The 12856-nt window shown below is 60.8% G+C and carries 12 protein-coding genes and 1 tRNA gene; 7 read left to right on the top strand and 6 right to left on the bottom strand.

The genetic code is table 11. From position 1 onward, the window contains the following. The gene (gene ssuD, locus AB8A38_RS20875) at positions 1-1158 is read right to left on the bottom strand and encodes an FMNH2-dependent alkanesulfonate monooxygenase (RefSeq protein ID WP_068730429.1); all 1158 of its coding nucleotides are present in this window, start codon (positions 1156-1158) and stop codon (positions 1-3) included. Between the two features lie 611 nt (positions 1159-1769). Between ssuD and AB8A38_RS20870 the strand changes: the two genes are divergently transcribed. The 5 genes from AB8A38_RS20870 (at position 1770) to AB8A38_RS20850 (ending at position 6221) form a co-directional block, all read left to right on the top strand. Further along, positions 1770-3491, top strand: a complete 1722-nt coding sequence (locus AB8A38_RS20870; protein WP_439088570.1) for a putative bifunctional diguanylate cyclase/phosphodiesterase — start codon at positions 1770-1772, stop codon at positions 3489-3491. Between the two features lie 216 nt (positions 3492-3707). Continuing rightward, a complete protein-coding gene (locus tag AB8A38_RS20865; protein ID WP_439087254.1) occupies positions 3708-4112 on the top strand; it encodes a YccF domain-containing protein in 405 nt (134 codons plus the stop codon). A 115-nt stretch (positions 4113-4227) separates the two neighbouring features. Further along, entirely contained in the window at positions 4228-5289 is a 1062-nt protein-coding gene (locus AB8A38_RS20860) for a polysaccharide deacetylase family protein (RefSeq protein WP_439087253.1), read from the top strand. Between the two features lie 208 nt (positions 5290-5497). After that, positions 5498-5674, top strand: a complete 177-nt coding sequence (locus AB8A38_RS20855) for a hypothetical protein (RefSeq protein ID WP_439087252.1) — start codon at positions 5498-5500, stop codon at positions 5672-5674. A 46-nt stretch (positions 5675-5720) separates the two neighbouring features. After that, a complete protein-coding gene (locus AB8A38_RS20850; RefSeq protein WP_092141480.1) occupies positions 5721-6221 on the top strand; it encodes a hypothetical protein in 501 nt (166 codons plus the stop codon). An 8-nt stretch (positions 6222-6229) separates the two neighbouring features. On the opposite strand, the gene AB8A38_RS20845 is transcribed toward AB8A38_RS20850, so the two are convergent. From AB8A38_RS20845 to AB8A38_RS20835, 3 genes are all read right to left on the bottom strand, one after another. Continuing rightward, positions 6230-7318 (bottom strand): acyltransferase family protein, encoded by a 1089-nt coding sequence (locus tag AB8A38_RS20845; RefSeq protein WP_439087251.1) that lies wholly within the window; start codon positions 7316-7318, stop codon positions 6230-6232. Between the two features lie 112 nt (positions 7319-7430). Next, entirely contained in the window at positions 7431-8396 is a 966-nt protein-coding gene (locus tag AB8A38_RS20840) for an amidohydrolase family protein (RefSeq protein ID WP_439087250.1), read from the bottom strand. A gap of 194 nt (positions 8397-8590) precedes the next feature. Then, positions 8591-9583: a class I SAM-dependent methyltransferase gene (locus AB8A38_RS20835; protein WP_439087249.1), complete on the bottom strand. Its 993-nt coding sequence runs from the start codon at positions 9581-9583 to the stop codon at positions 8591-8593. Positions 9584-9783: 200 nt separating this feature from the next. Between AB8A38_RS20835 and AB8A38_RS20830 the strand changes: the two genes are divergently transcribed. Together AB8A38_RS20830 and AB8A38_RS20825 are read left to right on the top strand one after the other, a co-directional pair. Beyond that, positions 9784-9860: transfer RNA gene (locus tag AB8A38_RS20830), tRNA-Arg, on the top strand. Between the two features lie 546 nt (positions 9861-10406). Continuing rightward, positions 10407-12062, top strand: coding sequence for an acetolactate synthase large subunit (locus AB8A38_RS20825; RefSeq protein ID WP_439087248.1), 1656 nt, complete (start codon positions 10407-10409; stop codon positions 12060-12062). Here AB8A38_RS20825 and AB8A38_RS20820 read toward each other — a convergent pair. Together AB8A38_RS20820 and AB8A38_RS20815 are read right to left on the bottom strand one after the other, a co-directional pair. Further along, the gene (locus tag AB8A38_RS20820; RefSeq protein ID WP_439087247.1) at positions 12042-12467 is read right to left on the bottom strand and encodes a hypothetical protein; all 426 of its coding nucleotides are present in this window, start codon (positions 12465-12467) and stop codon (positions 12042-12044) included. The two genes, AB8A38_RS20825 and AB8A38_RS20820, sit on opposite strands and share 21 nt — an antisense overlap. Before the next feature lie 30 nt (positions 12468-12497). After that, positions 12498-12728, bottom strand: a complete 231-nt coding sequence (locus AB8A38_RS20815; protein WP_439087246.1) for a hypothetical protein — start codon at positions 12726-12728, stop codon at positions 12498-12500. Positions 12729-12856: the final 128 nt, after the last annotated feature.

Here is a 12856-nt window from a genome sequence, read left to right as displayed (position 1 = left end):
TTACGAGGCGCTCTGCGCGCGATGCTCATTGGCGACGATTTCGCCGACCGGGCCGGTGCGCGTCCGTAGCGATGTGACGTTGTCGTGCTGCTGCAGCGACAACAGCGGGAAGACGAGCTCGGCGAAGCGATAGGCTTCCTCGAGATGCGGATAGCCGGACATGATGAAGGTATCGACGCCGACGTCCTGATATTCTTTGATGCGCGCCGCCACCGTCTGCGCATCGCCGACCAGCGCCGTACCGGCGCCGCCACGCACGAGGCCGACGCCCGCCCAGAGGTTCGGGCTGATCTCGAGCTTGTCGCGACGCCCGCCGTGCAGCTGCATCATGCGCTGCTGGCCGACCGAGTCCTGCCGCGCCAATGTCTTCTGCGCGTTGGCGATGACGTCGTCGGTGACATATTGAATGAGCTCGTCGGCAGCCTTCCACGCCGCCTCATTGGTCTCGCGCACGACCACATGAAGACGGATGCCGAAAGACAGCTTGCGGCCGCGCTTTTCGGCAGCAGCCTTGACGCGCGCAACCTTCTCGGCGACCAGCGCCGGCGGCTCGCCCCAGGTGAGATATTTATCGACGGTGTCCACCGCGACATCGATGCCGGCATCCGACGAGCCGCCGAAATAGAGCGGCGGGCGCGGCGACTGCACCGGCGGGAAGATCAGACGACCGTCCTCAATCTGGATATGCTTGCCCTGCACATTGACGGTCTTGCCGGCGAGCAGGTCGTTATAGACGTTGAGGAATTCGCGGGTGACGGCGTAGCGCTCGTCATGCGGCAAGAAGATGCCGTCACCCTTGTTCTCGACAGGATCGCCGCCGGTCACGACATTGATCAGGAGGCGACCGTTGGTGACGCGGTCCAGGGTTGCGGTCATGCGCGCGGCGACGCTCGGCGATTGCAGGCCCGGCCGAACCGCCACGAGATAGCGAAGCTGTTCAGTCCACGGAGCCACAGCGGATGCGACGACCCAGGAGTCTTCGCAGCTTCGCCCCGTGGGCAGCAGCACGCCGAAATAACCCAACTGATCGGCGGCCTGCGCGATCTGACGGAGATATTTGAAGTCGATGTCGCGTGCACCATGGGTCGAGGCCAAATAGCGTCCATCGCCGTGGGTCGGCAGGAACCAGAGAACATTGGCTTTTGATGGATTGCTCATCGGTGACGTCTCTCTCGCATCGGGCGACCATTGCGGCACCGCGAGAGGATGGTGTCATGACATAAGTCTGTCGAGTGGCCCGGGAAAATAGCGACGTGCGCACTGTGACTTAGGTCGATGACGAGGTGTTCCTTTCAAACTTCCGGGCATATGCAGCGCATTTTTCTCCGCCGATCCCGCATCCTGCGGCGATCACAACCGCGTGGGTCGGAGTGCAAGAGCTCGACCGGCGATCAGCGCGACCGAGTGGAGAATTACATGCTGAGATCGCGTTGTGTGACACTCAGATTTTTTTGCTCAAAGGCTCATCATGGGAATGATCTCGCGGGCCGTCATTGAACAATCTGGCGCTTTCGCCGGCGGCATTGACGCTTTGTTAATGACGTCAGCACCGCTCCGCTCCAAATCGTGCGGCATTTACACAACTACCCGCGTTTTGCGAACCGATTTAACCAAATCGACAAGGCGTTTTGCGAGGCTCGGCCATCATGCAGAACGCATCCGCCCCAGGCTCGTCGGCCTCTCCAATGGACAGCGACCGCCCGACCGCAACCTCTTCCACCGAGGCTGCTACCGGATTCGTGGATAGCGATGCCGCACGCGAATTGGAGATGCTGCGCGAGATCGTGCGCATGCTGCCGGCCTCCGTCACTGTGCAAGACGATCAGGGCGACTTTCTGCTGGTGAATGATGCCGCGGCAATCCAGTTCAATGCATCGGCAGACCAATTCAACAGACCCGATCCGCAATCGGATTTTCTGGTGCAGGCACTGACGCATCGACGCACGACTGCACTCGACCTGCTGCAGTCCGGCCGTTCCGCGGTGTTCGAGGAACGTGTCAATTCCGAACGCGACAGGCGCGTGTTCCTGACCACGCATCGCCCGGTCCGAATCGGTGACCGCAGCGTGATACTGTCCAGCGCCACCGACGTGAGCCGGCAGAAGGAGATGGAAGAAGAGCTGTTTCGCCGCGCTTATTACGACGAATTGACCGATCTGCCGACGCGGCGCGTGATCGAGAAACGTGTCGGCGACATCATTGGCCATTCCGGCGAGACATCACATTTCGCGCTGGCCTTCCTCGACATCGACAATTTCAAGCACATCAACGACTATTACGGTCACAGCGTCGGTGATGCGCTGCTGGTGCAGTTCGCCAAGCGGCTGGCGCTCGACCTGCGCGGCACCGACATGCTGTCGCGCATCTCCGGTGATGAATTCCTGCTGCTGCTGAACCCGATCCAGAGCCAGCAGGAGGTCGCCGAATATCTGGAACTGCTGGTACAGCGGCTGCGCGCGCCGTTCTTCATCGACGGATCCGAAGTATTCGCCTCCGCCTCGATCGGTGTCAGCCTCTATCCCGAACACGGCCGCAACTACGACGCGCTGCATCAAAACGCCGATATCGCGATGTATCGCGTGAAGAATGAGACCAAGGGCGCTGCGGTGTTCTTCGACTCCAGCATGGAGAGCGAGGCGCTGACCCGCATGGCCACCGAACAGTCATTGCGGCTGGCGATTCTCGACAAGCGGTTCTGCTGCGCGTTTCAGCCGAAGGTCGATATCCGCAGCCTGGAGATCAAGGGTATCGAGGCCCTGGTGCGGCTGCGTAACGACGATGGCGTGATCCAGGCGCCCAGCACCTTCATCAATCTGGCCGTCGAACTCGGCCTGATTGACGAGCTCACCCATCTGGTGCTCGCCGAGATCATGAAGTCGATCGACCTGATCGACGAGACCTTCGGCGCCACGGCCAGTATCAGCATCAATGTTGCCGCCAAACAGGCTGGCAATCCGGAATTCATGCGCGCCTTTGCGAGGGCGATCGAGGAGACAGGCTGCCCGACGCGCTTCATGGTCGAAGTGACCGAAGACGCATTCGTCGCCAAGACGCATTTCCAGGACGACATCCTGCCGATGTTCCGCGCGCTCGGCGTCGGCATCTCTATCGACGATTTCGGCGTCGGCTATTCGTCGCTGTCGGCGCTGGCGGATATCACCGCCGACGAAATCAAGATAGACCGCTCCTTCATCACGGACATTCACAAGCGCCCGCGCAGCCAGGGCATCCTCCGCGCCATCGAGTCGCTCAGCGAAGCGCTCGGCATGACGGTGATCGCCGAAGGTGTCGAGACCTTCGAGGAACTGGCCTATCTTCAGGCCGCGACCAAGATCCGCTATGCGCAGGGCTATTATTTCTCCAAGCCGATTTTTCTGGAAGAACTGCAGCCCCAGGCGCGCACCAGTAGCGACGTGCGCAGCGCACCATCGGCTCGCCCGGCAGCAGATGCCCGCCCGGCCTATTCCCGCTCCGGTGGACGGGGCTCCTAGACACCCAACTTCGTCATGCCCGGGCTTGTCCCGGGCATCCACGTCTTGGCTGTAAGTGAAGGAAGGCGTGGATGGCCGGGACAAGCCCGGCCATGACGGAGCTTTCATACAACCGCCAGCGAGGTCATCACGGCTGGACGAACTGACCGCCATCTTCCGCTTGTTATGCAGGCTATCTATATGACGGTGGCAGCTACGCATCACCAGGGAGCCCCCATGCCCGTCGTCCCGCTGTTTCTGAATATCCTCTGGATCGTGTTCGGCGGATTGGGAATGGCGGTCGGCTGGCTGATCGCAGCCGTTGTCATGGCCATCACCATCATCGGCCTGCCCTGGGCCCGCGCCGCCTTCAATATCGCCGCCTATACGCTGCTGCCCTTCGGCCAGCGCGCCGTTGACCGCGAGGCCGTCACCGGCCGCAGCGACATCGGCACTGGCGTGTTCGGCCTAATCGGCAATATCATCTGGCTGGTGCTGGCAGGCTGGTGGCTGGCGATCGGCCATCTCCTGGCGGCGCTGGCCCTGGCGATCACCATCGTCGGCATTCCCTTTGCCTGGGCACATCTGAAGCTCGCCGGCATCGCGCTGTGGCCGATCGGCAAGGTCATCGTACCGGCCTAACACGCATTGCGTTGAACAAACTCAAATTTTCTCGTTGAGAGTGCGCCGTGCATACGCGTGATTAACTATTTCGCTCAATGGTGAAACGAGGTGGGCCTCGGGCGCCGGAGTGATTATGCGTAAACTTCCTTTTTTGATCGTTGCAGGTTCTTTCACGGCGGTCGTCGCTGCAGGCGCTGGCGCCTGGCATTTCTTCGGGCCCGCCGGCGCTCAGACCAGCGCGAAAGCCGATAAAGGCGAGCTCACCACTGCCTCGATCGACACGCGCGCGCCGAAGTCGAATTCGACCGCACCGACCGAACCGGCGCCGCGCGTGCAGGCTGTCGCGGCCGCACCGGCCGCCGCGCCGATGCCCGCCGCTCCGGCCGTGGAGAAGCGCCCGGCCATCGCCAAGCCCGTCTGCAACAATCCGAACGCGCTCGGCGTGTCACGCACCGTACAGATCGACACCACCGGCGGCCCCGGCCTCGGCATGTCGCAATATCGCGACTATGACTTCCTGCAGCCCGGCGAAGTCGTACTGACGTTCGACGACGGCCCGTGGCCGGTGACCACGCCTGCCGTGCTGGCTGCGCTCAGCGCGCAATGCGTGCAGGCCGTGTTCTTCCCGATCGGCAAGCATGCCACCTGGCATCCCGCGGTGTTGAAGCAGGTGATTGCGGCCGGCCATTCGGTTGGCACCCATACCTGGTCGCACCAGAATCTGGCGACCAAGACCCCGCAGGAAGCCAAGGACGAGATCGAGCGCGGCATCAGCGCCATCACTCTGATGGCCGGCCAGCCGCTGTCGCCCTTCTTCCGCTTCCCGCAATTGCGCCAGAATGCGGAACTGAAGGCCTATCTCGCCGAGCGCAATATCGCCGCCTTCTCCATCGACATCGATTCCGAGGACTTCCGCATCCACAATGCCGGCAAGCTGGTCGCCTCGGTGATGGAAAAGCTGAAGAAGAAGGGCAAAGGCATCATCCTGATGCATGACCTGCACAAGTGGTCTGCGGCTGCCGTGCCGGACCTGCTCGCCCAGCTCAAGGCCGGCGGTTACAAGGTCGTGCATATCCGCGCCAAGGACACCCTGCCGACGATCGCAAGCTACGACGCCGCTATCGCCGCCGAACTACAGCCGGTGAAAACCAGCAACGCCCGCCCGATTTCCAACGTGATCCAGACGATCGACTAAGACCTGATCCACTCGGGTTGAACCCAATCGAGGCCGGGGCGGCACCGCTGCCCCGGCCTTTTTGTGTTTCGTGGCAAGGCGGGCGGCGAAACAAAACGATCCTCCGACGAAACCATTATCCACCTCGACGCAGACCGCCTGAAACCGGGCATGGTTATCCATCTGTCCAACGAAGCGGCACACAGCGCCGGCCAACAGGGACAGTCATATGCGCATCATCGGCTTCATCGTCGTCTTCTCGTTCGCCTTTGCCGGCCCGTCATTCTCCGGCAGCGCGATGAACGACCTGCCGGGCATCGGCACCTTTTCCTACAACGGCGCGCAGATCGCCTCTGATACGGCGACGGCGAAATTCGCCTATCTGACGCTCACGCGTCGTGCCTGATCGCATCCCTCCCCTCCGACATCTCCAGACACAGAAAGCCATCGCTATGACCTCATTCAGCGCAAATCTGATCGGACACACGCTCAAGGCCGCCACTGTCGGCGCCATCCTGATGCTGTCGGCGACAGCGAGCCAAGCCCAGTCGGCGAGCCCTTTTGCCGGCTTTAACGGATCGTGGAGCGGCAGCGGCACCGTGTCGCTGTCGGATGGCTCCTCGGAGCAGATCCGTTGCCGCGCCACTTACAATGTCGTTGGCGGGACCGCGCTGAAACAGTCCCTGCGCTGCGCAAGCGACAGCTACAAGTTCGAGCTCAGCAGCGACGTGAAGAGCCAGGGCAATCAGGTGACCGGCACCTGGGGCGAGGCCAGCCGCAATATCTTCGGCAATCTGCAGGGCAGCGCCGGCGGTGGCCAGATCGATGTCTTCGTCGAGGCCGCCGGCTTCGCCGCCAACCTGACGCTGACGACCAAGGGCAACAAGCAGCTGGTCTCTATCAGCTCCAAGGGTCAGATCCGCGACGTCTCGATCAATATGATCCGGAGCTGACGCAGGACCTATGCGGCTTGATGCTGTCGACCCACGGCATCAAGCCCACAGCCTGATGCGAGCGTCTTGATGCCCGGCTGCCGCCTGCGCCTGATCACGCGAAGCAGCGGGTTTTCAATGGCGAGATGCACGATGATGCCTGCGCCGCCGGCTATGGCGACATAACACAGCATCATCATTGTGGATGCTTCGGGCGTCGGCAGCTGAAGCCATCGCTCATTACCTGTTTTCATGACGTCGAAAACGATCGGATGCGTGAGATAGATGGCGTAGGACGCATTGCCGATCAGAATCAGCGGCTGCCAGGTTATGGCACCGCCGGCATATTCAGCAAACAGCGCACTCGCCACGATCACGACCGGCGCAGCTGCGGCGAGCGCCATATAAACCGACGGCGTGACGCTGTTTGCCCATAGCGGCCCCACGAATTGCGACCCATAGCAGAGTGTGACGAGCGTGGCGCCGATCCAGACAATGAAGCGTTGTGGTGCAGCGGGAGCAAAAACCTGCAGTGCATAGAAGATCGCGATCCCGGCGATGAAGAACTTCGTATAGTCGAAGGACAGATAGTGGCAGGCGGCCGCCGTGCAGACGATGGCCGCGGCATAGTTCAACGCCACCAGGCCTCCGACAACGATCAGCGGCGCCAGACGGCGGCTGATCGCAAGCGCGGCTGCGAAGATCAGATAAAAATACACCTCGTAATTCAGCGACCACCCGACATTCAGGATCGGATACTTGTCGCCGATCGGCAGGAACATCAGGCTGCGGCCGACATAGGCCCAGAGCGGCTCGGACGAACGGCCATCCAGCGGCTTTACCCATGTCCCGGCCTCAAGCAACGCAGATCCGAACATCACGGCAAGAAGCACGGCTGTGCACAGCCAATAGAGCGGCGCGATCCGCTCCAGGCGCTTGGCGAGAAAATCGTCATCACCCTTCCGGGTGATGAAACACATGATGAAGCCGGAGATGACAAAGAAGGTGGAGACCCCGAAGAATTCGGTGTGCCAATCGCCCACGAACTTGTAGCCGGTGTGGAAGAACACAACGCCAAGGGCAGCTATGCCGCGCAACACCTGCAGATTTGACAGCATGGGGCTCCCTCGACCGCCCGTCGCGGTCGGGGGCAAACCTCTGGCAGGGACGAGAGTTCCGCCGATCTGGAACTCTTGCGGGACAAAGAAGGCGGCGAGGTGACGCCAGCGATCAGAAGCCGTAAAGCCGCGCCGGATTATCGACCAGGATTGTCTTGCGAAGTGCCGCGTCGGGTGCCCACACCGCGAGCTGGTTCAGCAGGCGGCCATCGTCGATCTGATAGAGCGGCGTAACCTCGGTCGGCTTCTTGCCGGGCGGTGTCACCGAATCCGGGTGCGGCCAGTCGGTGCCCCAGATGATCCGTTCCGGATTGGCTGCGATCAGCGCCTTCGCCAGCGGTGCAACGTCGGGGAAATCCGGCCCTTGCGTCGAAGCGCGATAGGCGCCGGAAATCTTCACATAGGCCTTGCCGGTTTTGACGAGGTCGAGCAGGTCCGCAAAGCCCGGCTGATCCAGCCCGAGCCTGGCTTCCGCGCCGCCGAAATGATCGAACACCAACGGCATCGGCGCATTGGCAACAACATCCTTGATCGCGGATACCAATGGCAGATTGGTAAACATCTGGATGTGCCAGTCGCGCGTCTTCATGCGCTCGATTGCGCCCTGGAGACGCTGCTTGCCGATGGCGGGATCGCTCACGCCGCTGGTCGCAAGATTGATCCGCATGCCGCGAATGCCCGCGGCCTTCATGGCGTCGAGCTCGCTCTCCGGTGTCATGTCATCGATGACGGCAACGCCGCGCGCATCGCTGCCGCGCGCCTTCATGCCGAACAGTGTCGCCGAATTATCGGTGCCGTAGATGCTGGGCGTGACGATCACCACACGCTTGACGCCGAGTGCCTTGTGCAGCGCCGCCATCTCCTCCGGCGACGCCAGTTCCGGCGTGTAGACGCGGCCTGCAAAGAACGGGAATTTCTCGGGATCGCCGTGAATATGCGTGTGACAATCGCAGGCGTCCGCAGGCACCTGGAAATTCACCGGCGTCGCCGGCTGCGCGGCTTTGCCAACCGCAAATCTATTGCTGAGCACGACAGCTCCCGCGATTGAAGAGAGCAGAACACCGCGTCTTGTGAACATTGGCTCCTCCCTGATGTCGTGACGCCATTTTGGGCCGGCGTTCACTTGATTGAGGCCAACGTGATCGTTTCGCGATGCATGTCAAGTGTACTTCCACATGCTGCAAAGCAAACACGGTGGGCATTGCCCGCCTGCTGCGCAGCCCCACGTTAAATTGGCTGTTTAAATTGGCTGCGCAGCAGCTCGCTCGCGCGTCACGGTTTGCGAACGGTCACGCGCAGGAACGTCGCCTTCACCGATGTTGTCGAAGGGTCAGAGCTTCTGTTCTGACTCTCGAACAGCTTTACAAGCTCTCCCTTCAAGGTGTCGGCGCGACCGTCTTTTTCAGCCGCATCGAAGGCATTCATGGTCGGACCGTAATAGGCCTTGAACTGTTCGACGAACTTTGCCGGCGTTCCAGCAAAGTTGAATTCAAAGGAGTCACGAGCGAATGAGATATTTGGCTTCGGAATGCCAGCCGACGTGAAGCGCTCGACAACATTGTCCTCGAGACCCCAGGTCATGGGACTTACGAACCCTTCCGGCGGAGGAGGCGAATAGGACGAGCTGATCTTGAGGATCTGCGCCACCAGCGTGGGATCGTTCGGGATCCAGTTTCCCATCACGATCCGGCCGCCCGGCCGCGTGACGCGAACCATTTCCCTGGCAACATCCGATGGCCTGGGCGCGAACATCGCGCCGAAGATGCTGACAACGAGATCGAAATTGTCGTCCTTGATATCTTTCAGATTCGACGCATCGCCTTCCTGAAAACGACACGTAAGCCCTTCCGCCATCGCGCGCCTGTTGCCGGCCTCCACCAGATTGCGTGCAATATCGACACCCGTGACGTTTGCCCCGGCTCTTGCTGCTGGAAGCGCTGTCGTGCCGTCCCCACATCCAAGATCGAGCACATCACTTCCGCGGGTGATCCCGATCGACGCAACGAGCGCCTCGCCGCTGGCGCGCATCGTCTCCGCGATACGGGTGAAATCGCCTTTCTCCCAAAGAGCCTGGTTGGGATTCATAGGACATCCTCCAATGTTCGACATGGGAACGGCCGGCGCCTGGGTCGGTTCGCAGAACGGCGCCTGGGTAGCCGCAGTTATGTCACTCGGCTCCTGTTCCAGGTTCAGCATTCGCGATCGGACGTCCCGCTGCCAAACACAGCGTGATCGAGCAAATGGACGAGGTTCCGGGACAATCACGGGCGCAACCTGGTCCCTCGCCCGCTCGAAATACCCGTCACGTCTGCGGCGCGAGCGCTTCTGCGCATCCCGGCACGCTTCGAACGTGTAACCGTCGCCTGAAAGAGGGCGCCGCGCCCTCCAGCCGGGTCATTTTCGCCGAATCCCGCCCCGGCCAGCCGTTGCCGCCGCCCGGCCAATCGGCTAAATGGACCCTCGAAGCACCCGTAGCTCAGCTGGATAGAGCGTTGCCCTCCGAAGGCAAAGGTCACACGTTCGAATCGTGTCGGGTGCGCCAGTGATTTTAGGCGCCTAAGATTCACCGGCATTCCTCCTCGCAATGCGAGCGGAGCACCATCGCCAGGCTTTATTTCCAGCAGACAGTCATAGTGCCATCGCGATGGCTCGGGCGCGAGATAGTGCGCGATCGACACAGCGACTCTGGATCAATGGATCGGAGGCTGGCGCAAAAGCCGTCTTGATTTGACCGGGAGGGAAATTCTGGCCGGTCAGAACGTACGTCGCCCGGCCGAGCGAAACGCGCAAGTCTCCATAGACAATCGCAAAGGCAATATTCTTAAGCCATAGGCTGGTTATCACCGTTGAGTTTTGGCGATCCGGCGAGTTGCCAAGCGCTTCCGTTATTATCCTTTTGGAACGACGCAACAGGACACAGACTTACGACCGACGGATATAGATCCGCTCGGGTTGCTAACAGAGCCATCACTCCACAGAGGATGAGGCTGCTTCCTCAAGGCGCGCCTCAGGCGACTAGCCCACCAAACGTTTCATTAAATGGACCTGTTTGTCCAATACGGTACTGCGCAAATGGAGGAGCTCGACGATGAACAACAAGGACCGTGAAATGAAAGGCTCCGATCTGCTAGTGGCGGCTCTTGAAAACGAGGGCGTCGACCGCATCTTTGGCGTGCCTGGCGAGGAGAACTTGGACGTCGTCGAGAGCTTGCGCAAGTCTTCCATCGAACTGGTCGTCACTCGTCACGAGCAGCCCGCCGCCTTCATGGCTGCGACCCACGGGCGCCTCACAGGGAGGCCAGGTGTCGCGCTCAGCACTTTGGGACCCGGAGCCCTGAATCTCTCTACGGGGGCTGCCTATGGGCTCCTGGGCGGTATGCCGATGGTCCTGATCACTGGCCAGAAGGCGATCCACGCCAGCCGGCAGGCCCACTTCCAGATCGTGGATGTCGTCGCGAGCATGAAGCCGCTCACGAAACTGTCGCAGCAGATCGTAAGTGCGTCTTCCATCGCGACCGTCGTCCGGAACGCTTTCCGGATTGCGATGGAGGAGCGTCCCGGACCCGTGCACCTGGAGCTTCCGGAAGATGTCGCGGCGGAGAAGGTTTCCGGCGTTTCGGTGGTCCCGGTCCACCCGACCGATCTCCCGGCGCCTTCGGCGGACGCCGTCCGGAAGGTCGCCGAGCTCATCCTTTCGGCGGAGTACCCGCTGCTCATGTTCGGTGCCGGTGCCAGCAGGCCCAGGCTCGCACCCGCGCTCTCCGAATTCGTTCGCCGGGTAAAGATCCCGTTCTTCAACACGCAGATGGGGAAGGGTGCCGTAGGCGGGGCGTCCGACTACTATTGCGGCACGGCGGCGCTCAGCGAACGCGACTACGTCCATCGCGCGATCGATTGCGCCGACCTGATCATCACCATCGGCCACGACACCATCGAAAAGCCGCCATTTATTATGGGGCGTGGCCGCCATCAGGTGCTCCACATTGGCTTTACGCCGGCGACGGTCGAAGAGGTGTACTACCCGCAAGCAGAACTTATCGGCGACATCGCGAAAGGTCTCGACATGCTGGCGGCCGAGCTCGAAGGGAAGCTCAAGCAGACCACGCAGTGGGACGGCGTGCGCGCGGACATCCTGCGCCATATCGGCGACCGCGCTAACGAAGACCGCTTTCCACTGACGCCGCAGCGGATCGTCCACGACGTCCGCCAGGTCATGCCACCCGACGGCATCGTCGCGTTGGACAACGGGATGTACAAGATATGGTTCGCGCGCAACTACCGCACGGACGTCGCCAACACGCTGCTGCTCGACAATGCACTTGCAACGATGGGAGCGGGGCTTCCGTCGGGCATGATGGCGGCACTGCTAAATCCGACGCGCCGTGTGCTCGTTGTCGCCGGCGACGGCGGTTTTATGATGAATTCGCAGGAACTGGAGACCGCGCAGCGTCTGAAGCTCGATCTCGTCGTTCTCGTAATCGAGGATCACGCCTACGGGATGATCAGGTGGAAGCAGGCCGTCGACGGTTTCGCCGACGCGGGGATGACTTTCGGCAATCCGGATTTCGTCGCCTATGCGCAGTCCTACGGTGCCCAGGGTCATCGCGTCACCGAGGCGGGCGGTCTGGCATCGACACTGGAGAAGGCCTTCGCGGCCGGAGGCCTCCACCTCGTGGTGGTTCCGGTGGACTACAGCGAGAATGTTCGTGTTTTGGTGGACGAACTAGCCGACATGCAACGATAGCCGCGAGAACCGTTCGACAACTGAAAACGGGTTAAAATAGCCTAAGATTTTCGTGTTTTTTCGGTCGACGCGGACATGTTGAAACTCTTCGGGCCCTTTTAGGAGTCGCCGCTTTCGGGTCGCTTGATCATCAGAGGTGGCATTCTCGTCTGCTTGAAAATCAAGTTCTGTGGCAGCCATCTCACTTGCACGGGTGCGTTGTGACGCACTGTTCTTCCGGACGCCTTTGACACTCAGGCCGAGCTCGACGAGTTGGCGAATAGCTTCCGGTCTCGTTGGCTTTGGATCCAGGCGGGATGACGCCCAGCGGTCCACTGCTTCCATTTCGGCAGAGGGCATCTTTACTGGAACTGGCACAGTGCTGGCCGGATGTCGTTCGTCAGTTGATTTTATCTTTGATTTCACCAGCGTCCCCTTAGGAAGTACGGGAAGACGCTATTGACCGTGATCAACCAGAACGCGGTTGCAACTCGGTGAGAGTTTCGAGCGGTTCTGTTGGAGGCAACTGAGGACCACGAGGTCGCCCTGGTCGATGACGGAAGCGCAGTATTTCTTCACGTCGGGAGCACAGGCTTGCCGCTCCTGTTCGGTTCCTCCCTGCTGCGCCAGAGCTTGTCCTGAGAAGATAACAATGGTTGTCAGAGCCGCGGTGAATAATCTGAGCATGTTGGTCCTTTTGTTGCCGGTTCAAGCGATAGGATTGCAGGTTGTTCCGGACGAGAACGATTTGCGAGAGCTAAACCGTTATTTGTCTAGATAAACCGGATCGCTAATGCCCAAGACCGTGATCTTTA

The organism is Tardiphaga sp. 839_C3_N1_4 (assembly GCF_051811045.1).
Classification (GTDB): Bacteria; Pseudomonadota; Alphaproteobacteria; order Rhizobiales; family Xanthobacteraceae; genus Tardiphaga.
Note: the sequence above shows the minus strand (reverse complement) of the source record. Positions and strands in the feature narration are given on the sequence as shown.